At 63.9% G+C, this 24,778-nt stretch carries 31 protein-coding genes; 18 read left to right on the plus strand and 13 right to left on the minus strand.

All coding sequences use genetic code 11. The features are described from left to right. Positions 1-10: 10 nt before the first annotated feature. From LSG43_RS05960 to LSG43_RS05970, 3 genes are read right to left on the minus strand one after another with little or no spacing between them, the layout of a single operon-like run. Positions 11-562: a DUF1254 domain-containing protein gene (locus LSG43_RS05960; protein ID WP_231802007.1), complete on the minus strand. Its 552-nt coding sequence runs from the start codon at positions 560-562 to the stop codon at positions 11-13. After that, positions 559-1,131 carry a DUF1214 domain-containing protein gene (locus LSG43_RS05965; RefSeq protein WP_231802009.1) on the minus strand — a complete coding sequence of 191 codons (573 nt, stop codon included), beginning with the start codon at positions 1,129-1,131 and terminating at the stop codon, positions 559-561. The genes LSG43_RS05960 and LSG43_RS05965 overlap by 4 nt, the downstream gene beginning before the upstream one ends. A 3-nt stretch (positions 1,132-1,134) precedes the next feature. Further along, entirely contained in the window at positions 1,135-3,297 is a 2,163-nt protein-coding gene (locus LSG43_RS05970) for a transglycosylase domain-containing protein (protein WP_231802011.1), read from the minus strand. Between the two features lie 130 nt (positions 3,298-3,427). Here LSG43_RS05970 and LSG43_RS05975 point away from each other — a divergent pair, with 130 nt between their 5' ends. Both LSG43_RS05975 and LSG43_RS05980 read left to right on the plus strand, forming a co-directional pair. Then, a complete protein-coding gene (locus tag LSG43_RS05975; RefSeq protein ID WP_231802013.1) occupies positions 3,428-3,877 on the plus strand; it encodes a YcgN family cysteine cluster protein in 450 nt (149 codons plus the stop codon). A gap of 38 nt (positions 3,878-3,915) precedes the next feature. Beyond that, on the plus strand, positions 3,916-4,521 hold the full coding sequence (locus tag LSG43_RS05980; protein ID WP_231802015.1) for a class I SAM-dependent methyltransferase: 606 nt from the start codon (positions 3,916-3,918) through the stop codon (positions 4,519-4,521). Here the strand turns inward: LSG43_RS05980 and LSG43_RS05985 are convergent. From LSG43_RS05985 to LSG43_RS06000, 4 genes are all read right to left on the minus strand, one after another. Continuing rightward, positions 4,518-4,820 (minus strand): hypothetical protein, encoded by a 303-nt coding sequence (locus LSG43_RS05985; protein WP_231802017.1) that lies wholly within the window; start codon positions 4,818-4,820, stop codon positions 4,518-4,520. The two genes, LSG43_RS05980 and LSG43_RS05985, sit on opposite strands and share 4 nt — an antisense overlap. A 73-nt stretch (positions 4,821-4,893) precedes the next feature. Next, positions 4,894-5,607: a class I SAM-dependent methyltransferase gene (locus LSG43_RS05990; RefSeq protein WP_231802019.1), complete on the minus strand. Its 714-nt coding sequence runs from the start codon at positions 5,605-5,607 to the stop codon at positions 4,894-4,896. A gap of 70 nt (positions 5,608-5,677) precedes the next feature. Next, positions 5,678-6,103, minus strand: coding sequence for a type II toxin-antitoxin system HicB family antitoxin (locus LSG43_RS05995; RefSeq protein ID WP_231802021.1), 426 nt, complete (start codon positions 6,101-6,103; stop codon positions 5,678-5,680). A 235-nt stretch (positions 6,104-6,338) separates the two neighbouring features. Further along, positions 6,339-6,842: a MarR family winged helix-turn-helix transcriptional regulator gene (locus tag LSG43_RS06000; RefSeq protein ID WP_231802023.1), complete on the minus strand. Its 504-nt coding sequence runs from the start codon at positions 6,840-6,842 to the stop codon at positions 6,339-6,341. Positions 6,843-7,133: 291 nt separating this feature from the next. Between LSG43_RS06000 and ectA the strand changes: the two genes are divergently transcribed. The 9 genes from ectA to csgH all read left to right on the plus strand — a co-directional run bounded on the left by ectA (position 7,134) and on the right by csgH (position 14,320). Beyond that, positions 7,134-7,688: a diaminobutyrate acetyltransferase gene (gene ectA / locus LSG43_RS06005; protein ID WP_231802025.1), complete on the plus strand. Its 555-nt coding sequence runs from the start codon at positions 7,134-7,136 to the stop codon at positions 7,686-7,688. Positions 7,689-7,744: 56 nt separating this feature from the next. Continuing rightward, entirely contained in the window at positions 7,745-9,028 is a 1,284-nt protein-coding gene (gene ectB, locus LSG43_RS06010; protein ID WP_231802027.1) for a diaminobutyrate--2-oxoglutarate transaminase, read from the plus strand. Between the two features lie 19 nt (positions 9,029-9,047). Further along, entirely contained in the window at positions 9,048-9,449 is a 402-nt protein-coding gene (locus LSG43_RS06015; RefSeq protein ID WP_231802029.1) for an ectoine synthase, read from the plus strand. A 135-nt stretch (positions 9,450-9,584) separates the two neighbouring features. Then, positions 9,585-10,511 (plus strand): ectoine hydroxylase, encoded by a 927-nt coding sequence (gene thpD, locus LSG43_RS06020; RefSeq protein WP_231802031.1) that lies wholly within the window; start codon positions 9,585-9,587, stop codon positions 10,509-10,511. A 123-nt stretch (positions 10,512-10,634) separates the two neighbouring features. Beyond that, positions 10,635-12,092 (plus strand): aspartate kinase, encoded by a 1,458-nt coding sequence (locus tag LSG43_RS06025; RefSeq protein WP_231802032.1) that lies wholly within the window; start codon positions 10,635-10,637, stop codon positions 12,090-12,092. A gap of 360 nt (positions 12,093-12,452) precedes the next feature. Then, a complete protein-coding gene (locus LSG43_RS06030) occupies positions 12,453-12,719 on the plus strand; it encodes a hypothetical protein (protein ID WP_231802033.1) in 267 nt (88 codons plus the stop codon). Positions 12,720-12,785: 66 nt separating this feature from the next. Continuing rightward, positions 12,786-13,247, plus strand: a complete 462-nt coding sequence (queF, locus tag LSG43_RS06035; RefSeq protein ID WP_231802035.1) for a preQ(1) synthase — start codon at positions 12,786-12,788, stop codon at positions 13,245-13,247. A gap of 153 nt (positions 13,248-13,400) precedes the next feature. Then, a complete protein-coding gene (locus LSG43_RS06040; protein ID WP_231802037.1) occupies positions 13,401-13,835 on the plus strand; it encodes a curlin in 435 nt (144 codons plus the stop codon). 74 nt (positions 13,836-13,909) lie between these two features. After that, positions 13,910-14,320 carry a curli-like amyloid fiber formation chaperone CsgH gene (csgH, locus tag LSG43_RS06045; protein WP_231802039.1) on the plus strand — a complete coding sequence of 137 codons (411 nt, stop codon included), beginning with the start codon at positions 13,910-13,912 and terminating at the stop codon, positions 14,318-14,320. A 61-nt stretch (positions 14,321-14,381) separates the two neighbouring features. Here csgH and LSG43_RS06050 read toward each other — a convergent pair whose 3' ends face one another. After that, positions 14,382-15,080: an RES family NAD+ phosphorylase gene (locus LSG43_RS06050; protein WP_231802041.1), complete on the minus strand. Its 699-nt coding sequence runs from the start codon at positions 15,078-15,080 to the stop codon at positions 14,382-14,384. Further along, a complete protein-coding gene (locus tag LSG43_RS06055; protein ID WP_231802043.1) occupies positions 15,074-15,484 on the minus strand; it encodes an MbcA/ParS/Xre antitoxin family protein in 411 nt (136 codons plus the stop codon). Before LSG43_RS06055 ends, LSG43_RS06050 begins: the two co-directional genes overlap by 7 nt. A gap of 182 nt (positions 15,485-15,666) precedes the next feature. On the opposite strand from LSG43_RS06055, the gene LSG43_RS06060 reads away from it, so the two are divergent. Continuing rightward, positions 15,667-16,077 carry a curlin gene (locus tag LSG43_RS06060; protein ID WP_231802045.1) on the plus strand — a complete coding sequence of 137 codons (411 nt, stop codon included), beginning with the start codon at positions 15,667-15,669 and terminating at the stop codon, positions 16,075-16,077. 87 nt (positions 16,078-16,164) lie between these two features. Here the strand turns inward: LSG43_RS06060 and LSG43_RS06065 are convergent, their stop codons facing one another. From LSG43_RS06065 to LSG43_RS06075, 3 genes are read right to left on the minus strand one after another with little or no spacing between them, the layout of a single operon-like run. Next, entirely contained in the window at positions 16,165-16,899 is a 735-nt protein-coding gene (locus LSG43_RS06065; RefSeq protein WP_231802047.1) for a DNA alkylation repair protein, read from the minus strand. Continuing rightward, complete coding sequence (locus LSG43_RS06070) at positions 16,896-17,390, minus strand: SRPBCC domain-containing protein (RefSeq protein ID WP_231802049.1); 495 nt, start codon at positions 17,388-17,390, stop codon at positions 16,896-16,898. The genes LSG43_RS06065 and LSG43_RS06070 overlap by 4 nt, the downstream gene beginning before the upstream one ends. Further along, positions 17,391-17,738: an ArsR/SmtB family transcription factor gene (locus LSG43_RS06075; RefSeq protein ID WP_231802051.1), complete on the minus strand. Its 348-nt coding sequence runs from the start codon at positions 17,736-17,738 to the stop codon at positions 17,391-17,393. Positions 17,739-17,913: 175 nt separating this feature from the next. Between LSG43_RS06075 and LSG43_RS06080 the strand changes: the two genes are divergently transcribed. Next, on the plus strand, positions 17,914-18,390 hold the full coding sequence (locus LSG43_RS06080) for an SRPBCC family protein (RefSeq protein ID WP_231802053.1): 477 nt from the start codon (positions 17,914-17,916) through the stop codon (positions 18,388-18,390). Here the strand turns inward: LSG43_RS06080 and aac(3) are convergent. Then, positions 18,387-19,235, minus strand: a complete 849-nt coding sequence (gene aac(3), locus LSG43_RS06085) for an aminoglycoside 3-N-acetyltransferase (protein WP_231802055.1) — start codon at positions 19,233-19,235, stop codon at positions 18,387-18,389. The genes LSG43_RS06080 and aac(3) overlap by 4 nt on opposite strands. Positions 19,236-19,353: 118 nt before the next feature. Between aac(3) and LSG43_RS06090 the strand changes: the two genes are divergently transcribed. From LSG43_RS06090 to trhA, 5 genes are all read left to right on the plus strand, one after another. After that, a complete protein-coding gene (locus LSG43_RS06090) occupies positions 19,354-20,316 on the plus strand; it encodes an SEL1-like repeat protein (RefSeq protein ID WP_231802057.1) in 963 nt (320 codons plus the stop codon). Between the two features lie 196 nt (positions 20,317-20,512). Then, positions 20,513-21,733, plus strand: coding sequence for a lytic murein transglycosylase (locus LSG43_RS06095; RefSeq protein ID WP_231802059.1), 1,221 nt, complete (start codon positions 20,513-20,515; stop codon positions 21,731-21,733). A 331-nt stretch (positions 21,734-22,064) separates the two neighbouring features. Beyond that, positions 22,065-23,117 (plus strand): sensor domain-containing diguanylate cyclase, encoded by a 1,053-nt coding sequence (locus tag LSG43_RS06100; protein WP_231802061.1) that lies wholly within the window; start codon positions 22,065-22,067, stop codon positions 23,115-23,117. Positions 23,118-23,199: 82 nt separating this feature from the next. Beyond that, complete coding sequence (locus LSG43_RS06105; protein ID WP_231802063.1) at positions 23,200-24,006, plus strand: glycosyltransferase family 25 protein; 807 nt, start codon at positions 23,200-23,202, stop codon at positions 24,004-24,006. Positions 24,007-24,092: 86 nt separating this feature from the next. Beyond that, positions 24,093-24,776 (plus strand): PAQR family membrane homeostasis protein TrhA, encoded by a 684-nt coding sequence (gene trhA / locus LSG43_RS06110; RefSeq protein ID WP_231802065.1) that lies wholly within the window; start codon positions 24,093-24,095, stop codon positions 24,774-24,776. Positions 24,777-24,778: the final 2 nt, after the last annotated feature.

Consider the following 24,778-nt stretch of genomic DNA (forward strand, 5'->3'; position numbering starts at 1 on the left):
TGGATGCCGTCTACCGGATCGTCAGGCAGCGCAACTGGTCAAGCATGTCGCGATAGCGCGCGCGCATTGCGTCATGGGCCGGGGCCAGCCGGATGACGACCATGACGTCGTCCGAGGGCGCTTCGACGATCAGGAGGCCCTCTTCGATTTCGAAGCGCTGCTCGGCCAGAAGACGCATCTGCGCGGGATTGAAGATCCCCATGTCGAGCGTGCGGCCGACGCCCGAGCCCGAGCGGCTGGTCGTCGAATAAACGATCTGTCCCTGACGGTCGAAGACCGCGAGCGACCAGAAGCTCAATGGCAGCGTGCCGTTTACGACGCCGGGCCCGGCGTCGAGGTCGATCTGGCACACCCCGTATAAAAGCGCCGGATCGAGGCCGAGCGGGTTCGGCTCCCCCGGCGCCGGAGCGGCGATCGGGGTCATGTTTTCGAGCGTGCCGAGCGCGGCGACCTGGCTCCACAGGTCGCGCGTGGCGAGGTGGGGCAGGGCCAGAATGACCACGAGGTGGATCAGCCCGCCCAATAGTAGTCCGCCGAAAATCCAGACAAACAGGCGGGTCATGGGCAGGCGACCCTCTCGATGGCCGGCAGGGTGCTCACGTTGGAACCGCCGCCCGCGAGCCCCGCGGCGTCGTAGAGCGTCATGACGAAGGTAAAAGGGCCGGTCTCGTTTGTCGGGAGCCAGTTGCCCGGCATCATCTGCGGTCCGAAATTGAGGGTGACGCCGTCGGGGTCATAAACGATGCGTTCGGAATGGAAGTGGCTCAACCCCGGCGCGGCGGCGATTGTCGCGCCTTCGGGGTCCGCCGCGAGCAGCGTCCAGAACGTCGCCCCCGGCGTTTGGCCGGTCACCGCATAACTGCAGGCGCGCTCGAGCCGGTCCCCCTCGCTGTCGGTGCGCGCAACGAACCGGATGCCTTCGGATTTGCCCAGCTGCAGAAGACCCGTGCGCGCGAGGTAGGCGCGCGAATAGGGATCGGGGTTTTCCGTGCCGATTTCCGACCACCCGGCCCAGGGGCCGATGCGGATGGCGCCGAAAAGACGGCCGTCGGTGAGCGCGTAATAGCTCGTTCCGAACCCAACGCCGAGCGCGACCGCGAGCATGATGATGAGGTAGACGATAAACCGCAAGGATCACAAACTCTCCGAGCCGCCGGGAACAGGCGCGGTGGCCTGATCGAGCGCGCCGGGGATGGCGCCGGACTGTGCCTGACGCATTTTCTCGGAGAGATCAAGAAGCTTCACCGCCGCCGCCTCGGTGAGCGTGGGCGGCGGCGCTTCTTCGTCCTCGAGGCCGGGGGCCGCATCGCCCTCGGCGATGATCAGCGGGCGGGGCTCCATTTCAACGCCGTAGATCGGGAGCACTTCAATGCCGCGATGGGCGTTCTCCATGAAATTGCGCCAGGTCTGCGCGGGCAGCCGTCCGCCCGTGAGATTGTTGGTGGGCTCGTAATTGTCGTTGCCGTACCAGACGGCGGCGACGTAATTGCCCGTGAACCCGATATACCAGGCGTCGCGGTATGACGTGGTCGTACCGGTCTTGCCCGCTGAGGGCACGCCCTCGATGACGGCGCGTCCGCCCGTGCCGCTGTAATTGACCGCGTGCAGCACGTCGTTCATCGAAAGCACGACGTCGTCGCTCAGCAGCCGGTCGCAGCCGGGTTGCCCGGGGGCCTCGTAGACGACTTCGCCGGTCAGCGTGGTGATGCGCGTGACGCCGTAACCCCTCGCCCGGCAGCCGCCATTTGCAAAGACGGCATAGGACGAGGCCATGTCGAGCACGCTCACCGACGCGACGCCGAGCGCGAGCGAGCGGGTGACGGGGAAATCGTTCTGGATGCCCAGCCGGTGCGCCATGTCCGCGATGGGCTGGCGGCCGGTCTGGATGGAAAGACGGACGGGCACCGTGTTGATGGACGACGCGACCGCGGCGCGGATCGACGTGCTGCCGCGATAGGAGCGGCCATAGTTCTGCGGGCACCAGTTGCCGATGCAGATGGGCGCATCGGTAATGGTCGAGCGCGGCGTGATGTCGGTCATTTCGAACACCGTCGCGTAAACGAACGGCTTGAACGAGGAGCCGGGTTGACGCGTGGGGTTGGTTGCGCGGTTGTATTGGCTTTCCCCGTAGTCCACGCCGCCCACCATGGCGCGCACCGCGCCGTCGTGGTCCATCGCCACGAGCGCGCCCTGGGAGACGTTGAACGCGTCGCCCTCTTCGCGCAGGACGGTCTGCACCGCATCCTCGGCGTAGTCCTGCAGTTCAGGATCGATGGTGGTGCGCACAACAAAACCGATCTCGTCGCTGTCCCCGACCAGCCGCTTGGTTTCGAGGAAGGCCCAGTCGAGGAAATAGTTCGGCGCCTCCGCGATGTCGTTGCGCACGATCGGCTCGGCGGGACGGCGGCGCGCGCCGGTCACCTGACCTTCGCTCATGAACCCGGCGTCGACGAGGTTGGAAAGGACCACGTTGGCGCGCCCGCGCGCGGCGGCCAGGTCGACGTGCGGCGCATAGCGGGTCGGGGCCTTGAAGAGACCCGCGAGCATTGCCGCTTCGGCGAGGGTGATGTCCTGGATGCGCTTGCCGAAATAAAACTCGGCGCCCGCAACCACGCCGAACGCGCCGCCGCCCATATAAGAACGGTCGAAATAGAGCTTGAGGATTTCGTCCTTGGTGAAATTCGCCTCCAGCCAGAAGGCGAGGAACAATTCCTTGATCTTGCGCTCGATTGTACGCTCGTTGGTCAAAAAGAGGTTCTTGGCGAGCTGCTGGGTGATAGAGGAACCGCCCTGGAGGTTGGAATCGCCCTCCGCGTTGGAAATCAGTGCCCGCATCGTGCCCCAGACGTCGATGCCGAAATGGCTGTAAAAGCGCCGGTCTTCGGTCGCGAGCGTGGCTTCGATCATGTAATCGGGGATGGCCGAGAGCGCCACGGAATCGTCTGCCCGGATGCCGCGGCGGCCGATTTCGTTGCCATAGCGGTCGAGAAAAATGACCGAATAGTCCTCGGCCCGGTTGAATTCGCCCGACGCGGTCGCGTCCATAGCCGAGAGCGCCAGCGCTGTCATCAGCACCGCGCCGATGGCCGCAAAGCTCATGGCGTCGGACGCGATTTCGACGAAAAACCGCTTGATCCCGCGCACGGCAAAGAGCGAGAAGAAGTCCTGGACCTTGATATAGGCGCGTCCGGCGGATCGCAGCCCGTCATAAAGCGCGGAATCGAGCCAGGCGTCGGCCTCGAGGAGGCGCGTCTTGCTCCTGGCGCGCTTGTGTTTCTGGTAGAACGGATCCTTCACGGCAAATGCGCTCCCCGCCGCAGGGTGGTCCTCGCGGCATTTATGCCTATCTTATTGCCAGCAATGGGTTTAGGTCACAACACTTCTATGTGCATTGGGTTTACGCCCGTTCGAGACGAAAAGGCACCGGATGTCCTGGTGGGATGAAAAGCCGCTTGCGGCAATGAGCCAAGAGGAATGGGAAGCGCTCTGCGACGGGTGCGGCAAGTGCTGCCTTTTGAAGCTCGAGGATGAGGATACCGGAGAGATCTATACCTCGGACGTGCGCTGTGCGCTGCTCGACGGCGACACCTGTCGGTGCACGGACTATCCGAACCGTCAGGCCAAGGTGCCCGACTGCATCAAGCTGACCCCCGACAAGGTCACAGAGATCAAATGGATTCCCAAAAGCTGCGCTTATCGCCGCCTCGCCGAGGGCAGGGGGCTCGCCTGGTGGCATCCTCTGGTGTCGGGCGACCCCGAAACGGTGCACAAGGCCGGCGTTTCGGTGCGCAGCCGGACGGTCGCGGAGACGGACGCCAATACCGACGACTGGGAAAGCCACATCGCCGACTGGCCGCACTGGGAACCCGCGGATTGAGCGCATCCGCACATGCCTCCGCGCCAATGCGGCAATTCATGCGCGACCGGATGCGTCTCGAGCCGGTGCCCGGCCTCGACGGGATCAGTCTTTATCGCGCGCATCCGGGTAGCGGGCTCTCACGCTTTGCCGGCGACACGCCGCCCTATTGGGCATGGACCTGGGGCGGCGGGCTGGTGCTGGCACGCTTCATTGCGGACGGTCCCGAATGCGTCGCCGGACTGCGCGTGCTCGATCTGGGTACGGGCTCCGGGCTGGTTGCCATCGCCGCGGCAAGGGCAGGGGCGCGGCATGTGATCGCCGCCGATATCGACCCCAACGCGGTTGCCGCCGCCGCGCTCAATGCCGAGGCCAACGGTGTCACCCTCGATCTGGTCGTGGGCGATCTCCTCGACGAACCGCTTCGCGAGGTCGATGTCGTGGTGATGGGCGACCTCTTCTACGAAGCCGCGGTCGCCCGGACCATGCTGCCCTTCGCGCGCCGGTGTGCGGGGGCAGGCATCACCGTTCTGATCGGCGATCCCCTGCGGCCGGATTTGCCCGAGTGCGCCCTTGTCAGGCTTGCGCACTACGACGTCGCCGATTTCGGCGACGGGCACGACGCGCCGGGGCGCGCCGCGGCAGTCTTTACGTTGCGGCGCTAGCGATCCTTGCTCTTGGACGACCGGGCGCCTTTGTTGAGATCGGTGCGCGCGCGGACGTCCTTGTCGAGCTTCTCGAAGCTTTCGAGCAGGTCGTCGGTGTCGCCCCTGGCGTCGGCCTGCGCCTGACGCTGGTTGCGCACATTGTGCTGATCATCGCCGTGCAACCGGTTCTTGCCCTGAATGTCCTGAGCGTATTCGAACTCGTCCGGGCGGTCGTCACGTGGCGGGCCGGCCGGCTTCGCCCCGTGCTGGCCGGTCGCGTGCTTGCCCATGGATTTGCCTGCATTCGCCTTGGCCATTGTCGGACCTCCTGTTTCTCACAGGCCAATGCGGCCAACGACACATGAGTTCCCCGCGGCAATCGCAGGTTGGTCAAGCCAGGGGCTTTTCCCATTCCATGATGAGAAACCACGGAACGCGGCGATAGCGCGCGGTTCGTGCCGGATCGGCGCCTTGCGGCAAGGGTTCGTCGAAATGGCGCAAGACGAGCCCGTGGCTCAGAAAGAGCTGCATATAGGCCGAAAGCGGGCGATGCCAGTTCTCGATCGAGATGCCGCGCCAGCTCGCAACGGCGCTTCGTGGCGTCATGTAGTCGTCGAGGATAAATTGGCTGTTCCCGTCGGCGTCTTCGCGCCAGCCATTGGGGATGGATGCGGTGGAAAAGCTCGTGAGGTTGGCGATGAGCAGCGTGCCGCCGGGGGAGAGGACGCGCACCATTTCGGCGATGGCGGCTTCGAGGTCGGGGATATCGATCAATGTGAGATAGGAGACGACGAGGTCGAAAGCGGCATCGGCAAACTCGAGCGCCTCGGCCCGCCCGAGCCGGTAGTCGCCCTCCGGGTGCCGCGAACGCGCATGCGCGATGAGCTTTTCGGTCGGATCGATCCCGATGGCCGGAATGCCCGCCTCTGTCAGCATCCGCACGAAGCGCCCTTCGCCGCATCCGACATCGAGCGCGTGTGAAAACCGCTTGGCCCGGACCCGCTCGAGCATCGGCGTATCGAGGACATATTGGCGTCCGAAATCGCCTGTTTCGCCCATATCGGCAATCCACGCATCCGCCGATTCCGCCCAGCCGTTCGACATCATCCGATCCTCCCAAACCGCAAGCCGAGGCTGGCGGTTTGAGCGCGGTTTGGCGGGGAAGTCAATTGCGTCAAGCGGCTTCGACAGAGACCACCAGGCGATGACCCAGTGCATGCAACGCAGCGGAAAGCCGCGGTAGCTTGGTCGCGTGCCATGGATCGAGCGCGCGGCGTACCGCCTTTTCGTCCCAGCCTAACCGGCGCGCCAGTTCGCTCTGGGTAATGCCCGAGGCCGCAAACGCCTCGAGCAGCGCAATCTTTGCTGCGATGTCCGGCTCGGGCGCGATCAGCGGCTCTCCGGTAGACGGCACAGGGAGCGTGCGCCCCCTGCGTAGATATTCGAGCATGACGATCCCAAGCGCATCGGCGGCATTGGTATAGGCCTCGACCGTGCCGTCCCCTTCGGTGATCGCCTCGGGGAAATCGGCAAAGGTAACGAGGACGGTCGTGTCGTCGTCTGCCGGTTCGAAGGTCGCCGGGTAGGCATAGGTGCGCATGGCTTACCTCGTTCATAGAGCATTGCATGACCGCCTTTGCCACGACCTTTGTGGAGGTCGAAAGCGAGGCCGCGCGCCTTGGCCTCCTTCCTGATCTCGGCAATGAAGCGGTCGCGCTTGTCCATGCCGGCTCCGCGCACGTGTCACCTGCACAATTTCGGACAAAAATGTCCGAAATTCAAGGTGGTTCAGGAGAAATGTTTCGGGGCTATGGAGAACACGGGCCGGTGCGCACCTACGACGCCTCGGTCTCCGGCACCAGCTTGGGCGCGATCGTCGCGCTGGAATCGAGGACCGCCGCGGCGTCCATGTCGTCCTGGCCCAAAAGGCTCGCGACGCGCTCCAGGGCGGCGATGAGCATCAATTGCTCCCATTCCTCGAGCGCGGTGAACTGCTCGTGGAAGCGCGCGTGGACGCCGTCGGGCGCGATCGCGAGGACTTCGCGTCCCGTCGGGGTGAGCGAAAGCCAGACCTGGCGGCGGTCGGTTTCACCCTTGCGGCGCACAACCATGCCTTGGGCCTCGAGCTTGTGGATCAGCGATGTCGCCGTCGCCTGGGTGATCCCCATGCGCGCAGCGACGCTGCCCGCGGTCTGCTCATTGCCGTCTTCGAGCAGTTGCATGAACACGAGCTGGGACGGCGTCAGGCCGGTCTCGCGCATGAGCGCCTTGGAATTGAGCTCGGTCTTGCGCAGGATTTTACGCATCGCCGACAGGGCTGTTTTCGTGCGGTTTTCCAAGGCGTTATTCCGATGGCGTTGTCTTGACGTCATCATAGCTTTCCCTTCCGCGCGACCCAAGCGGCTTGCGCATCCGTTGAGAGGAAATTAGTTTGTACATAGAAAATAAACTAATCGCCTCTTGACGCAAGGGTGAACTGATAATTCCGAGTCGGAAATAAATTTCCGATCAGGAAAAGCCTAAGAAATGCACTGGTTTGGGGTATAGTCGGGAACGAACTCCCCCGTCACGCGGTTGACATTTAGTTTGGATAAGCTAACTAAATGCCCGAAACGAGTGGAGGCATAACCATGCAACTCACGGCGATCACGCCCACAAAGGGCAAGGCGGACCAGAAGATCGCGATTCGAACGCCCCGCAGGGAAGACGGTTCGAACGTCTGGCAGCTCATCCAGGACACCGCAAAGCTCGACGACAACTCCATGTACTGCAATCTGCTGCAGTGCACCCATTTCGCCTCGACCTGCGCGGTCGCGGAAATGGACGGGGAGATCGTGGGTTGGGTCTCGGGCTATATCCCGCCAGAGGATCCGGAAGCCTATTTCGTCTGGCAGGTGTGCGTGAGCGAAAAGGCCCGCGGCAAGGGCCTAGCCAAGCGGTTGATCTCGGCCGTTCTGGCGCGCAAGGCCTGTGAGAACGTCACGCATGTGAAGTCGACCATCACGAGCGACAACAAGGCCTCCTGGGCGCTCTTCGGTTCGATCGCGGAAACGCTCGAAACCGAATTGAGCCGCAAGCCGCACTTTATCCGCGACGCCCATTTCGCCGGTAAGCACGACACCGAGTTTCTCGTGACCATCGGCCCGTTCGAGCGCGAGGCGCTTCCGGTACGCTCCGCCGCCTGATCCGCGCGCGCCTGAACCCCACAGAATTCAAAGCCGTCTTTAAAGGAGACGATGCAATGACCACAACCGACCATTCGACTTTCGATCGCGTGGAAAGCCAGGTGCGTTCGTATTCGCGCAGCTTTCCCAAACTCTTCAACAAGGCCAAGAACGCGACGATTTTTGGTGAAGACGGCAAGGAATATATCGACTTCCTCGCCGGCTGCTCTTCGCTGAACTACGGCCATAACGACCCTGACATGCAGGCCGCGCTGGTCGATTATGTTACGTCCGACGGGATCGCCCACGGGCTCGACATGTTCACCGACGCCAAGGAGAAGTTCCTCCAGGCGTATGAGGAGATCATCCTCAAGCCGCGCGGCATGGACCACAAGCTCATGTTCACCGGTCCGACCGGCGCCAATGCGGTCGAGGCCGCGTTGAAGCTGGCGCGCAAGGTGACCGGCCGGACCAATGTCATCGCCTTCACCAACGGCTTCCACGGCATGACCCTTGGCGCGCTCGCCGCGACGGGCAATGCCGGCAAGCGCAATGGTGGCGGCGTGCCGCTCAACGACGTCTACCGCGCGCCCTTCGAAGGATATTTCGGGGACGAGGTGGATACCGCCGACATGCTCGAACAGATGCTCGACGATCCGTCGGGCGGCATCGACGCGCCTGCTGCAATCATCGTCGAGCCCGTGCAGGGCGAGGGCGGGCTCAACGCCGCCTCGGGCGCATGGCTCAAGAAGATCGAGGCCATTGCCAAAAAGCATGGCGCGCTCTTCATTCTCGACGACATCCAGGCTGGCTGCGGCCGGACGGGCACGTTCTTCTCGTTCGAGGAATTCGGGCTCGACCCCGACATCATCACCCAGGCCAAGTCGCTTTCGGGGATGGGTCTGCCCTTCGCGCTCACGCTCATCAAGCCCGAGCACGACATCTGGAAGCCCGCCGAGCATAACGGCACGTTCCGGGGCAATAACCACGCCTTCGTGACGGCCCGCGTCGCGCTCGAAAAGTTCTGGAAGGATGATGCGTTCTCCAAATCCGTCAACGAGAAGGCCGCACATCTCAAGAAGCGCCTCGGCGCCATTGCCGAGCGGTACTACCTGACGCTGCGCGGCCGCGGCATGATGCTGGGCATCAACACCGGCGACGGCGAGGCCGCCTCGGCCATTTGCGCCAAGTGTTTCGAGGGCGGCCTCATCATCGAAACCTCCGGGGGCGAGGACGAGGTGGTCAAGGTGCTGTGCCCGCTCACCATCGACATGGCCCAGTTCGACAAGGGTCTCGACATCATCGAGGACGCCTTCGAGGCGGTGCTCGCCAAGAACGCGCCGCGGGCCGCGGCAGAGTAAGACGCAAGAGGAAGACAAAATGATCGTACGTGACCTCGAAGAGGCCCGGCAGGGCGAGCGCCTGATCCATTCGGATGGCTGGGATTCGACCCGTCTGCTGCTCGCCGGCGACAATATGGGTTTCTCGTTCCACATCACCCGGATCCACGAGAACACGACGCACGTGTTCCACTACAAGCACCATTTCGAGAGCGTCTACTGCGTCTCGGGCGACGGCGAGATCGAGGATCTCGAGACCGGGACGGTCTACCAGATCAAGCCCGGCGTGATGTACGCGCTCGACAAGAACGACAAGCACCGTCTCACCGCGCGCAGCGAAATGGTGATGGCGTGCTGCTTCAACCCGCCCGTCACGGGCAACGAGGTGCACCGCGAGGATGGCTCGTACGCACCGGCAGCTGAATTGGCGCAGAGCGCCTGATTTCCTTGCGCGGGGCATGGTGCCCTGCGGAAGGCCAAGTCGCGCCGCATTCTGCGGGGCGCTAGGGGCAGTCTCACGGGACGGGTTCGTACCCGCCCAATGTCAACCTAGAACAAAAGAGAAGGGAATAGTTCTATGACACTCTCTGCCGTTCATAACACTGGGGACGCATACCCGACCCGGCTACCCGAAGAATCCTGGCTGGAGCGCCAGGACCCCGTATTCTGGGGCAAGTGGTCGCCGCAGGCGCCGTTGACGCGCGCCGAAACCGAAAGCTTCGAGAAGAACGGTTTTCTGATCCTCAGGGATCTGTTTTCCGAGGCCGAGGTCGAAAAGCTCAAGGCCGAGTCCGCCCGCCTGCGTTCGGGTGAAGCCGAGCTTTCGAGCGAAAACGTGATCACCGAACCGGACTCCGACGCCGTTCGCACGGTCTTCCGGCTCGACACCGAAAGCGCGGTCTTCGACCGGCTGGCGCGCGACGAACGCGTCGCAGGCAAGGTCAAGTTCCTGCTCGACGAGGATGTCTATCTCCACCAGAGCCGGTTGAACTACAAGCCCGGCTTCACCGGCAAGGAGTTCTACTGGCACTCGGACTTCGAGACCTGGCACGCAGAGGACGGCATGCCGCGCATGCGGGCGATTTCCGCGTCGATCCTGCTGACGGACAACGACGCGCTCAACGGGCCGCTCATGCTGATGCCCGGATCGCACAAGCACTTCATCGCATGCGCGGGCGAGACGCCCGGCGATAACTACAAATCCTCGCTCAAGAAGCAGGAAATCGGCGTGCCGAGCCATGAGGCGCTGACGAAGATGGCCGACGAGTTCGGCATCGAATACGCCTCGGGCAAGGCCGGCACCGTGATCCTTTTCGAATGCAACACGATCCACGGTTCGAACGGCAACATCACCCCGTTCCCGCGCTCGAACGCATTCTTCGTCTACAACGCCTGGTCCAACCGGGTGACGGAACCGTTCGCGGCCGACAAACCGCGTCCAGCGTTCCTCTCGGAGCGCGATCCCAAGGGTCCGATTACGATCGAGAGTGGCGAGATCAGCTAAGCCGCTCGACCAACCAGCAGGGTCCGCGCCTCTCGTGCGCGGATCCTGGAACTTCAAGTGTCGCCATGATGGTGGCATCAGATTACGCCGCAAACCTCGTAGTCCTTGCGGCGGGAGGCAGAATTGACCAAGCAACCCCATACCGTCGAAAAGATTGGCGGCACATCGATGTCCCGCAGCCATGAGCTGCTCGACACGGTCCTTGTCGGCGACCGCAAGGGCGATGCGCTCTACAACCGCGTTTTCGTGGTTTCGGCCTATGGCGGGATGACCGACGCGCTCCTCGAACACAAGAAGTCGGGCGAACCGGGCGTCTATTCGCTCTTTTCCTCCGCCGAGAGCGGCTGGAGCTGGGGCGACGCGCTTTCGGACGTGTGCCGGAAGATGATCGACAAGAACGCCGAAATCTTCGCCGACCCGTCCGCGCGCGAAATGGCCGACAAGTTCATCCGCGAGCGCGTCGAGGGCGTCCGGTCCTGTTTGATCGATCTCTCGCGGCTGTGCTCGTTCGGTCACTTCCAGCTCGAGCAGCACCTTCTGACCGTGCGCGAAATGCTCTCGTCGCTGGGGGAAGCCCATTCGGCCTACAATACCGTGCTGCTTTTGAAAGAGCGCGGGGTCAACGCGCGCATGGTGGATCTCACCGGCTGGCGCCAGGACGGCGAATACAAGCTCGACGAGCAGATCGCCAATGCCTTTGAGGGTATCGATCTCTCCAGCGAAATGCCCATCGTCACGGGCTATGCCCAGTGCGCCGAAGTGCTGATGAAGACCTACGACCGCGGCTATAGCGAAGTGACGCTTTCGCGCGTCGCGGTGGTGACCGGCGCCGCCGAGGCGATCATCCACAAGGAATTCCACCTCTCTTCCGCCGACCCCAAGCTCGTCGGCGAGGACCGCGTGCGCGTCATCGGCGAAACCAATTACGACGTCGCCGACCAGCTCTCGAACATGGGCATGGAAGCGATCCACCCGCGCGCGGCGAAAAGCCTGCGCCAGTCGGGTATCCCCCTGCGCGTCAAGAACGCCTTCGAGCCCGAGCACCCGGGCACGGTGATCCGGTCCGATCTCGAGGCCAAGCGGCCGGGCGCCGAGATCGTAACGGGTCTCAAGGGTGTGTTCGCGCTCGAATTCTACGACCAGGACATGGTCGGCGTGAAAGGCTACGACAGCGAAATCCTCGAGGCGCTGACCCGGCACAAGGTCTGGATCATCTCCAAGACCTCGAACGCCAATACCATCACGCACTTTTTGAAGGGCTCGATGAAGGCGATCAAGCGTGTCGAGGCCGATCTGGCCAAGGCCTTCCCGACGGCATCCATCGGTCTGCGCAAGGTCGCGATGGTCTCCGCCATCGGGCGCAACCTGCGTGGCGGCGCGACCCTGGCGCGCGCGATCGGCGTGTTGGCCGAAGCGGGTATCGAACCGCTCGGGATGACCGACATGATCCGCAAGGTCGATCTGCAGGTCATCGTTGATGAGGACGATTTCGACAAGACGATTATCGCGCTGCACCGCGGTCTGGTTGAAGACGCCGGCAAGAGCGAGGCCCCGCGCGCCAAGCTGCACGCTGCGGCCTGATATCCCGCCCGACCGGTATGAACAAAAACGGCGCTGGCGTCTCGTCAGCGCCGTTTTTTTTGGGCCGCCAAACCGGCAGAGCATGGGAGCGGAAACGCACTGTCACATTGGCGACTCTTGCAAGCGCTACGATGAGTCCCTAGATTGGTGGGGCAAATCGATGCGATCTCCGGCTGCCGCGCATACAATTGCGCGCCCTGATCGGCAAAGGCCGACGGCTCGGGATCTCAAATCCACCTCACACTGAAACGGCGTCCGCGCGGGCGCGCCGGTCGTTGTGCCGGCCGCAGACCGTAGCGGAGCCAGAACCAAAAGACGGCCGGGCGGGGGAGTCCGGCGCAAAACGAAAAGAAAACGAAGATGACGAATTTTGATTTTACAGCCCGTGCGCGCCTTTATCTCGGCAGCGACCGGACAACCGCCCTCTCGCTGGGCGCCAAGACTTTCAAGACAGCCGCCGCGGCTATCCGCTTCGCGATGGAAGAAGCCGCACCGGTGAGCCTGCGCGGTGCGCTGCTCGTCGTCGGCGCCGAGGGGTATTCGGGCGAAGCGATCCGCGCGCTCTATTCCGACCCGGCCTATCCGCTGTGCCGCAATGGCGCGGCCGCGCCCGACCTGGTCGCGTGACGGACTTGCCGCCCCGGCCCTGAGCCGCTACACCGCGCCGCGACCACGCGCGAAAGGATAGCGGCCATGGCAGAGATTGAAAGCGGCTCATTGCAGCTGGGCAAACAGACCGATGCGCCGCGATCGCCCGAAGAGGCGGTGCTCGACCCGGTACCCAATCCGCATCCCGACACCCTCTATGTGACGCGGTTCGTGTGCCCCGAGTTCACGTCGCTGTGCCCGGTGACCGGTCAGCCGGACTTTGCGCACATCGTTATCGACTACGTCGCCGACAAGCACCTTGTCGAATCCAAATCGCTCAAGCTGTTCCTGGGCGCGTTCCGCAATCACGGGGCGTTCCACGAGGGCTGCACGGTCGATATCGGCAAGCGGATCGTCGAAGCGATCAGACCGCACTGGCTGCGCGTTGGCGGATACTGGTATCCGCGCGGCGGTATCCCCATCGACGTGTTCTGGCAGACCGGCACGCCGCCCGAAGGCATCTGGCTCCCCGACCAGGGCGTGCCGCCCTATCGCGGCCGGGGCTGAGGCGTCAGCCGTCCCCACGGTTCCGCAGAAAATTTTTCGCATGAACGCTTTCTGAACGCGCGCTTCAGCGCCGGTTCCGGCGCGCGCCGTTACACCTGTCCTTGTTGAACGCAACACCGGCGGAAAAACCGCCACAGGATCAGGAGAGAGAACATGTCGCGCAAACTTATCCTTTCGACTGCCATCGCCGCCATCGTGGGTTTTGCCTCGGTTCCGGCCATGGCCAACAGCGTCTACATCCAGCAGTGGGGCTGGGCGAATGCCGCCGGGGGCCATCAGGCCGGCAACGGCAACGCCATCGGCGTCTACCAGAGGGGTTGGAAGAACAACTCGGTCTCCCGGCAGTTCGGTAACGGGAATGTGGCCGCGACCGGACAGGACGGGCACCACAACGCCTCCGATATCTGGCAGAATGGCAACGGCAATGCTGCCGGCGTCGGCCAGTTCGGCGGCCACCATACGTCCATCCTCACCCAGGACGGCAACGGCAATGTCGCCGCCGGCGTGCAGGTCGGCAATGGTTGCGAGGCCGAAGTCAATCAGACGGGCTCGGGCAACGTCGCGGCGTTCGTCCAGACCTGCCCCTGATCGGGCCATGGCCCACGACGAGCGGGAGAGGTCCGCCTCTCCCGGGTCCAACCCGGTGAGAAAGGAAACTGACCATGTTTGGCAAGGATAAATCGTTCGGGATGCAGGCTCTGGCCGCAGGTGCGGCGCTCACCGCACTGGTTGCGCTCGGTGGCGCCGGCTACGCAAGCAGCTCCGCATCCAACGCCTCGGGCTCCGCCCGCTGCGACATCGCCGCCACCCAGAGCGGTTCGATGATCGCCCTCGAGGGCCTGCTCCACGCTGAAAAGGCATTGCAGGGCAGTTATCGGTTCACTGTCCAGAGCGTCGGCGGAGGTAACTCGTCCACGACGTCCCAGGGCGGCGGCTTCGTTGTCGAAGCCCAGGACACCGCGGTTCTCGGCCGCGTGAATGTCGGAGGTTCGTCCGCCACCTACGACGTCCGGCTGGTGATCGAGATCGACGGAGAAGTCTTCGAATGCCAAAGCCGCGTCGGCGCGCAGTGAAAGCGCACGCCGGAGCAGCCGAATAAAGACCTTCCGCACCGCGCGGGAGGTCTTTTCGCGTTCATAATGCGAAAAGCCGCCCCGTCCGGCGGTTATGCACCTGGTCCACGCGCGCCCCATCCCAATGGAAATCGAAATGATCGCCCTGAACGGGGATGGGGACAAGGTCCGGCCAGAATACCCCCGCGCATGCGCCGCCGGGGCACCGGACGCTGTCGTAAACCACGCCGTTGCCACCCGCACGACGCACGGCCTTGCCCAACGCCTGCGGCGCGCTGTAGTCGTCGGGGTCGTGATAGGGAGCGCGTCCGCGCACGTCGCACAGGTCGAGATCGAGGCTGTTGACGAGGACGCGGAACTGCGACGTCCAGCCCGGCGCCTCCGCGCTCGCGGCCATTGTCCGGCCGTGGTGGTAGGCAACCTCCCGCAGCGCGACTTCTTCGCTGTTGCCGGCGCTGTAGATGCCATAGCTGCCATCGGTGAACCGCCCGGGCCGGTCCGGGCTCACGTGAACGAACGGCGCCATGAGATAGGACGCGCCCGGTCCGCCCACGCGCCGCTCGGGCGGCACCAGCGCGAGCGTCCCCATCTGCTCGCGCAGCCGCGGATTGGTCTTGGACTCGGCGGAAGCGAGCGCCTCCCAGTCGCGCGGATCGGCGATGTCCTCGAAAAGGTCGACTGGTGGATGGATCGAGCGGATGATACGGTAGGCCTTGGGCCAGCTCACGCGGGCGACCGGCAGGTCGTCCGGGCTCACCATCCCCCGCGCTCGGTGTCGAGATACGTCCGGACACGCGCGAGCGAAAAGATATCGCCCGCGGCCATGATCTCGGCCGGCGTCTTGCCGCCGAACACCGTGTTCGGCGTCTTGACCCAGCGATAGCCCCGTTCGGGATCGGTAAAGAGGATGCGCAATCCCTTGTGGATGCCCATCAGGAGCGACAGCCGCGTTGCGAGATCGCGGTCGATCCGCCCGATATCCCCCGCCTTCCAGCGCGCATAGGTTCGCGCCGGCAGTCCACCGAGAATGTCGCGCGCCTGACCGTCGGCAAGACCCCATCTGGCAAACAGATTGACCACCGCCCGCGCGAGCGCGGCGCTCTCTTCGTCTGTGATCCGGTCCGCATCGGGGACGGCTGACGTCTTTGCAATCTCGACAAGCATCGCAATTACCTCGTTTGGCGTAAAATAGGCATATTTATGCCATTTGGCAAGTCTTCGCCGCCACGCCAACCTTAACGCCAGATAAATGCTGCCTTCGAGGTGAGTTCAGCCGCGCCCTGTCAGTGTGAGGCCATCGGTTTTGAATGCCGGGACGCAACACACGGGACCAAAGGACGAGGACCATGACCAGGATTGTGAAAACCACCATCGCCACGATTTTCGCCGCCACCCTCGGCGCCGCCGCGCTCCATACGCCGGCCCATGCGGGCGGCCAGGTGTCGATCGGCATCAACGCCAAGAACGCCGAACAGGCCCAGGCCATCAACGCCGGGCTCGCGATCTACTCCATCTTCTCGGAGATCGAAGGCTCGGGCATCACCCAGAATGGCGCCAACAACATCGCGGGCCTTCTCCAGAACGGCGCGGGCAATACCGGCGTCGTGCACCAGGAAGGCAACGGCCACAACGGCACCCTCCAGCAGCACGGCCACGGCAATTCCTACGGCCTGTTCCAGTTCGGGCAGGGCACCAACGCCCACGTCAACCAGACCGGCTACGGCCAGTCCGGCGTGGGCTTCACCTTCGGCTGGTAGGCCGGAGCCGCCAGAAGGGGACGCGAGGGCGGCGTGGCGCGAGGGCGCCACGCCGTTTTTTGCTGTGCGTGACGGTCCTCCGGCCGGTCAAGCGCGGGCCTGCTTTCCCAGCGCCATATAGTGCGCGCGCCGGTCCTTGGGAAACTTTTCGAGCGCGGCGCGTAGCAGAGCTCTGGGCATCGTCGCGGCGTGGGCGTCGAGGAAGGCGATAAGGGCCGGGTCGTCCTGGGGGATGCAGCGGAGCATCCAGCCGGTGGCCTTGTGGATGAGGTCTTCGGGGTCGGTGCGCAGGATGTCGGCGATCGCCAGCGTGTCGGCGTAGTCCTTGCGCTTGATGAAGGCGAAGGTGGCGAGGATGGCCGTGCGGCGTTCCCACATGTTCGGTGACCGGGAAAGCCGATAAAGGAGATCGCGCGGTTTATCGACGAGGTGCGGACCGACGACGTGCCAGGCGCCGAGGTCGACGAGATCCCAATTGTTGATCCTGTCGTGCCGGCGCAAATAGAGTTCGTGGAGCACGTCGCGGCGCTCGGGCGTGGTGCCCTTGCGCTTGTACTGCCGGGCCATGATCGAAACCGCACCGGCCCGGTGCTCGTGGATACCGCTTTCGAGCAGGAGTTCGATCTCGGCGGGGTCCATGTCGAGGAATGCTTCGGCAGCCTCGAAGACGTGTCCCATGCGCACGCCCATGAAGACGTCGCCTTCGCCGTATTCGCCTTCGCCCATCTTGAAGTAGCGGTTGTACTTTTCGCGCTCGGCGTCCGATTGCAGCGTCTCAAGGTGCGCCTTGAAGGCATCGGCGGTGGGCGCGTCCGCGCTCATCGCGGTTGCAATTCCCCGAGCAGCCTGTCGAGCGAGTCGAGGCTCATGCCCAGGCCGTCCGTCATCCCCGAGGCAGCGGCGGCGTCGCGCGCGGCGCGGGATTCGAAAAGGATGACCTGGGTCATCTTGGTCTTCTCGACAAGCGCCGAAAACTGGATCGTGACAAGCATCGGTCCCATGGCCTCCTCGTCGTCGAAGACCTCCGTGCTGACCAGTTGGTCCGGCCTGTCGATCTCGTGGAATTCGCCCGTGAGCCCCAGGAAGGCGTCGTCCGGACCGGTCCATTCGTAGCGGTATTCCCCACCGATGGAGAGATCGATCTCGCATTTCGAGAACGACCATCCTTCGGGACCCGTCAGCCACCGGGCGACGTATTCGGGCTTGGTATAGCAGTCGAAAACGAGGTCGACCGGCGCGTCGAAATCGCGCTCGACGCGGATCTCGGTCTCGCTCGGCGCAGTGACGATCAGGCGGTGGCCGGAAGTGGTCATCTAGTTCTGCTCCCTTTTGCGCTGGGCCTTGAGATCATCCAGAAGGTCGTCGAGCCGCGAAAAATTTGCTTCCCAGACCTTGCGGTAGTTCTCCAGCCAGTCCGTTGCCTCCTTGAGCGCCGCGCCCTCGATCTTGCACGGGCGGCGCTGCGCATCGCGGCTGCGCGAAATCAGCCCCGCGCGCTCGAGCATCTTGAGATGCTTGGAGATCGCAGGCTGACTCATGTCGAAAGGTTCGGCAAGTTCCATCACCGTGGCCTCGCCCTCGATGAGCCGGGCGAGAATGGCGCGCCGGGTGGGATCGGCCAGCGCGATGAATGTGGCGTCCAGGCGTTCGGATTCATTCATGATATATAACCGATAAGTTTGATAGCTTTATAGTTATGATATTGGCGCCCCGGCGTCAATGTTTGCGCGTTCAAAGATCGGTAAGCGAATGCGCTTTTATCTCGACCCTGTCGGCATCGCCTGTCCCGCTTCGTCCTAGAGGCATCATCATGGACGCCAAACGAGGAGATCGACAATGTCTGCTGATGCCAATTTCGACGAAAGCCGCATTCTGGTCCTCAACCGCCTGATCGACGCCCCGCGCGAGAAGGTCTTCCGCTGCTGGACCGACCCTGAACTGCTGCCCCAATGGTTCGCGCCCAAGCCCTGGACCGCCCCGCGCGCCGAACTCGACGTGCGCCCCGGCGGTACGTGTTTCGTGGTGATGGCGGACCCCGAGGGCAACGAATATCCCAACCCCGGCGTCTATCTCGACGTCGTACCCAATGAACGGCTGGTGTTCACCGACGCCTTCACCGCCGCGTGGGAACCCTCGGACAAGCCGTTCTTCGTTGCCGAGCTGACCTTTGCCGACGAGGGGGGCAAGACCCGCTACATCGCCCGCGCCAAGCACTGGCGCGTCGAGGACAAGCTCGAACACGAGAAAATGGGCTTTCACGAAGGCTGGGGCATTTGCGCCGATCAGCTCGAGGCTCTGGCGCGGACGCTCTAGCCGTACCGGCGCTCCAGCCAGTCAACCGCAAACCGGGTCATGGCGGCGGCATCGACGAGGATGCTGTCGGCATGGCCGATCTTGGCCGACCGCCCTGAACCGCTTTCGAGGAAGTCCGTCACGATATCGGTGAAATAATCGATATCGTCGAGCGCCGGAATGACCGCCTCGCCGGTATTGAATTCCTCCACCCAGCGCCACACGGTCCCGGTCTCGCTCGCGAACGGCACCTCGATCCGCTTGATGCGCTTGCCTTCAAGGCGCGCGAGATGCTCGGCGTGATGGATGAGCGTCATCGTATCGCGCGGCGCCCCGAGCATGAGCACCTTGCCGCCCGCTTCAACGAGCTTTGCAAGCGGCGAGCGCGCGCCATACCCATAGTCGATCGGATGCCCGGCCGTGAGCCATTCGGCCCGCGCGCCGATCGCCGCCATGGAGGCGCCGGGACTGCCGCTGCGCAACGCCCCCGGCGTTGTGCGCAAGAATTCGGGGAAGGCGCCATTGTCGCGGATCGCGCGCGACCGAAGCGGATCGAAGGGAGGAATATGCGGTTTCCATGCGTCCGGAACGCGGCCGTCGGCATCGAGAAGGTCTTCGTAGCGCGCGTCCCAATCGGTATACCCCATCACGGTCCCTTCGGGCCCCACCGCGTCACGCAGCGCGCCGATCACAGCGTCCGGCCCGTTGAGCAGCGGGCCGATCTTCGAGAGCGCAGCGTGGACCATAACGATATCCCCGCGGGCGAGCCCGATGGCGCGCAAATCCTCCAAAAGCGCAGCGCGCGTTACGAATGGCGCCCGCGGTGCCTCGACCGTCGCATCGGGTCGGGTAGTTTCGTTTGTCATGGTCCTCACATCTATTTGCAGTCGCCGACTTTGGGCTTGCATTGCCCCGGCGCTTCTTGTGGACTTGGTTCTATTGTTGTGCGGCGCCAAGACCGGCACAAGGACAGGGGACGGAGACATGGCTGCTTTTTGTGTAAAACGACGGCCGCGCCGGGTCCCGCAGGCCCTTCGGTTGCTCGTCGCCGGCCTGCTGGCGCTTGCGGTCTTTGCCCCGCCAGCCGCCGCCCAGACCGTGAGCGACGGCTATGAGGCGTTCGAAGCCGGAGACTATGCGCGCGCGGCGGAAATCTGGCGGCCGCTGGCGGAGGCCGGTGACGTCGACGCCCAGTTCTATATGGGCGACCTCTACGAGTTCGGCGACGGCGTGCCGCAGGACTACGGCACCGCGCTCGAATGGTACAAACTCGCCGCCAAGCAGAACGACGCGGAGGCGCTTTTCCGCGCCGGGGTCTTCCACGATTTCGGCTATGGCGTTGACGTCGACTACGAAACCGCGGCCGAGTTCTATGCGCTCGCCGCGGATGCCGGCCATGCGCCGGCGCAGTTCAATCTGGGGCTGATGTACCTCGATGGCGAGGGTGTGGAGCAGGACTACGACGAGGCGCTGCGCCATTTCCAACTGGCCGCGACCCAGGGGCACGCAGGCGCGCAGAATTCCATCGGCGTAATGTACGACAACGCCGACGGCGTCGAGCAGGATTACGCCGAGGCGCTGCGCTGGTACCGGTTTGCCGCCGATCAGGGTCTCCCCATCGCCATGCACAATATCGGGCTTCTGTACGACAATGGCCGCGGCGTCGACGTCGACTTCGAACAGGCGGCGCTTTGGTATCGCAGGGCCGCGGACCTCGGTCACGCGGCGGGCATGCACGATCTGGGGCTCATGTATTACTACGGCGAGGGCGTGCCGCTCGATGCCGAGCTTGCCTACTACTGGCTTTATCTCGCGCGCGAATATGGCGGCGGCACCAATGAGTATATCGAGGAGGACGTCGCGATGGCCGCCGAGCAGCTGAGGGCGTCCCAGATCGCCGATATCGAGGAGAAGGCCCGCGCCTGGCAGCCGCGCGAGGGCGAATAGGCCGTGCCATGGTTAATCGCGCGACGACCAACGTGCTTAACGCCATCTTAAGCCGGTGGAGGCATTCTTAAGTCCTATCGTTGAGTTGCGTACGCAGGCCGTTCGGCGGCGACCCCGAGGGGGCAGGGGGAACCGCATTTCGCCACAATAGTGGCATAGGGAACGGCGTGCGGATTGGAAACGAAGAGGCCAACCAATGCGTATCGTTGCCCGTGCCCCGTTCAGAACGACCGTTTACCGCTTTGCCATCGCCGCTACGCTGAGCGTATCGGCGGCCTTCGGCGCGATCGCGCCGGCTGCGGCCAACCCGTCCCAGTTCGTCGCCGGGCTGTGGCCCGAGGCTCAGGCCCGCGGTGTCTCCCGCGCCGTCTTCGAGGCGGCTTTCGCCGGGTTCAGCCCTTCCGACCGGGTCATGGAGCTGACCCGCTCCCAGCCCGAGTTCACGCAGACCGTCGGCGCCTATCTCGACAGGCGCGTCAGCGCCGGGCAGGTCGACCTGGGCCGCCGCATGCGGGGAGAATGGAGCCAGACCCTTGCGCGTATCGAGGCCAACTGGGGCGTTCAGAACGAGGTCGTCCTCGCCATCTGGGGCATGGAGACGAATTTCGGCAACTACATGGGCGGCAACAACGTCATCCACGCGCTGGCGACGCTGACCTATGGCGACTATCGCGCGGGTTTTTTCAAGGATCAGTTGCTGACGGCGCTGCAAATCCTGCAGGCGGGGCACGTTGCGCCCCAGAACATGGTCGGGTCCTGGGCCGGCGCCATGGGCCACACCCAGTTCATGCCAACGAGCTTCGTGAGCTACGCAGTCGACTATAATGGCGACGGCCGGCGTGACATCTGGAACTCGATCCCGGACGCTCTGGCTTCGACCGCCAACTATCTGAAAGAACATGGCTGGCGGCCCGGAGAGACGTGGGGCTACGAGGTCCGCCTTCCGGCCAATTTCGACTACGCCCGCGCCTGGCAGATCAACCGGCAGTCCCTGGCACAATGGCACGCCATGGGCGCCGTACGCGCCAACGGCATGGCCTTCCCGCGGCCGGACGACCAGGCGCGCATCTTCATGCCCTCTGGCGCCAACGGCCCGGCCTTCCTGCTGCTGCACAATTTCGAAGTCATCAAGCGCTACAACAATTCCGACAACTACGCGCTCGCTGTCGGCCACCTCGCCGACCGCATCCTCGGGGCGGGGCCGTTTGTGCAGCCCTGGCCGCCCAACGAGGTCGCGCTCAACAAGGCGCAGCGCCGCGAACTGCAGACCCTGCTGAACTCCCGCGGCTTTGACGCGGGCACCGCCGACGGCGTCGTCGGCCCGCGCACCCGCGAGGCGATAATCGCCTATCAGCGCAGCATGGGACTCACCGCCGACGGGCATGCGTCGGGGGCACTGCTGGCGCAATTGCGCTAGAGGACGGCCATGCCGGTTGCCACCCGGCGCCACGGCGACTAGTCTCGCTGTCGGCCCGGAGGCACCGCGATGACATCGCTCACCACCGATCTCGAACAAAACTTGCGGCCCGGGCACGGCTTCACACCGAATATGTGCTCGATGTTACAAGGCAAACCGGGTTGTGTCTGAGCGGGAAGGACGCGTAGCCTGTTTCAAGTTTGCGCGGCCCGTTCGGGCATGCAAAACGTATTCCAGGCTCAACACCTTCGTAACCATAGCCGCGTTGCATACCCCAATTTTGTACAAAATGCGGTAGATTGAAGATGATGGCACAGGCGCGAGAGGAAGCATGACATCCAATCCGCAGACCGACGAGGAAGGCCGCCTCGGGGCGCTCTATCGGCATGGTATACCCGGAGCGGATCTGGGCGAGGCGGTCGAGCGTATCGTCAAGATCGCCATGGCCAGTACCGGGGTTCCGATTGCCGGGATCTCTGTGATCGATCGCGATCAGCAGACTTTCCTTGCCGTCCGCGGAATGCCCGACACGCCCATTTCGCGCGCCGATGCGATCTGCGACCATACGGTCGCGGGCGCAAAGCCGATGATCGTTGAAGACCTCCCTGCCGATCCCCGCTTTGCCGCCAACCCTCTCGTCACCGGTGAGGTTCAGGCAAAGGCCTATCTCGGCGTGCCGCTGGTCACCGCCGACGGCTATGTGCTGGGCACGCTTTTCGTCATCGACACCCGGCCGCGGGACTTTACCGAGGAGCAGATGACGATCGCCGTCAATCTCGCGAACCTCGCCATGGCGCAGGTCGCCACGCGCCAGCCCGAAAGCTTCGACTTTTTGACCGGCGCGCTGACCCGCCGCCGCTTCCAGCTCGACGTCGAGCGCGAATACGAGCGGGCCGTACGCTACGAGCGCCCCGCCGCGCTGATTTTCGTCGACATCGACGGCTTCGCGGAGATCAACAAAGCCGTCGGCCCCGACATCGCCGACGAGGTGCTCAAGGCCGTCGCCAACCGCTGCATGGAGGCGATCCGCTCGCCCGACAGCTTCGGGCGCGTTGCCGGGGAAGAGTTCGGCCTGCTGCTGCCCGAAACCATGGCCTACGAAGCCAGCCAGTGCGCCGAGCGCATCCGCGAAATCATCTCCAAGCTGCGCTTCAGGACCGAAGCGGGCGTCCTTTCGATCACAGCCAGCCTTGGCGTTGCGCCCATGAGCCCGGCCATCCGCTCGGCGATGGACTGGTTCGCCCAGGCCGACATCGCGCTCTACGCAGCCAAGCGGGCGGGCCGCAACTGCGTTTCCTTCGCCCCCATCAACGATGAGGACGAAACGACGCTCACAGCGGACGACCTGCCGCCCCACGATATCGGATTGCCCAAGCTGCACTAGGCCGGGGGCATTCTTTACAGCGGGTTTTGCGCCCTGTAGCGTCCGGCCTCCTCATCTCCTTTTGGAGGCGGCCCCCTTGCGCATGCCGATCTACTACATCAACCTCTCCGAGCGCACCGACCGCCGCGCCTTCATGGAAGAACAGTTCGCGCGGCTGGGCCTCGCGGCTGAGCGGATCGAAGCGGTGACCCCGGCCGACATCCCCGAGGCGGACATCGCGCGGTATTGCGACAACACCCGGCCGTCCTATCTGCGTCCCAACCAACTCGCCTGTACGCTCAGTCACGAAAAGGCCTGGCGAACCATGCTCGAGGCCGGGCACGCGCGGGCGGTGGTCATGGAGGATGATGCTGTGCTGTCGGCGCTGCTGCCGGCGTTTCTCGATGACCTCGATGGCGTGGCTTTCGACGTCGTCCGCTTTGAAGCGGCAGTGCGGAAGGTCCGTGTTCTCCCGCCGGTCGCGCAGGCTGGTCCGAGAATTGCCCTGCGGCCGTTCCGTTCGACCCTTCCCGGGGCGTCGGGCTATGTCATCGGCGAGGACGCCGCCCGTTCGCTTCTCGGACACCCTATGCTTCGCTTACTGGCGAACGACCTCGTTCTTTATGGTGCGCTTGCAGGGCCGGCCAAGGACTTCATGCGACTGCATACGGACCCCGCGCTGTGCATCCAGGTCGGCGATATTTCGCAGGACAATCGCGGCGGCGGGGTGGGCCGGAGCGACCTCAACGCGGTCAAGATGACCCATGTGTACGCTCAGAAGCATCCTCTTCGGCATTTCCTGAGGCGCACCCGGCGCGGGCTCGCGGACGGAGCCCGGAACGCCATAGATCACCTTGCGCACATCCCAAGAGGCATCACAAAAAAAGACATTCCCTATCGGGGTGAATAGCAGGAGTACGATCCGTTCACGATTTTGCCATACCGCCCCTTATCAATTTTATGGCAGACTGAGAGGTCCGGTCGGGAGCAAGAGGGATGACCAAAGTCGGACAAAGAGCACGCGATTTTCTGCGCACGCGGCGCACCTATTCGCTTGCCGAATTGATCGCGGACGGGGTCGTGCACGGGATCGGGCTGGTGATGGCCATGGTTGCGGGCAGCGTGCTTCTGACCCTCGCCCTCGTCCGCACAGCCCCCGAGGTCTTTGTTCCGCTCGCTGTCTATGTCGGCTCGCTCATCGGCGTGCTGTCGGTTTCGCTCGCCTTCAATCTCTGGCCCGAAGGCCGCGTCAAGGCGTGGCTTGCGCGTTTCGACCAGGCGGCAATATTTCTGTTCATCGCCGGCACCTATACGCCCGTTCTCGCGAGCGCCGGCGATGCGCCAATGGCCGACAAGCTCCTGATTTTCGTTTGGGCCGGAGCGCTCCTTGGTGTGGCGCTCAAGCTGCTGGTGCCCAAACGCTTCGGGCGCGCCGCCATCATCGTCTATCTCGCGATGGGCTGGAGCGGGGTTGTTGCGTTCCAGACCCTCACCGCGACCCTGCCGCCGACAGCACTGTGGCTCATACTTGCGGGCGGCATCGCCTACTCGGCCGGCATCATCTTCCATCTCTGGGAGCGACTGGCGTTTCAGAATGTGCTCTGGCACATCTTCGTGGTTCTTGGCGCAAGCCTGCACCTGGTCGCCATGTACGACTTCGCGGTGATCAGCCGGTTGTGACG

Source organism: Pelagibacterium xiamenense (genome assembly GCF_021166475.1).
Taxonomy (GTDB): Bacteria; Pseudomonadota; Alphaproteobacteria; order Rhizobiales; family Devosiaceae; genus Pelagibacterium; species Pelagibacterium xiamenense.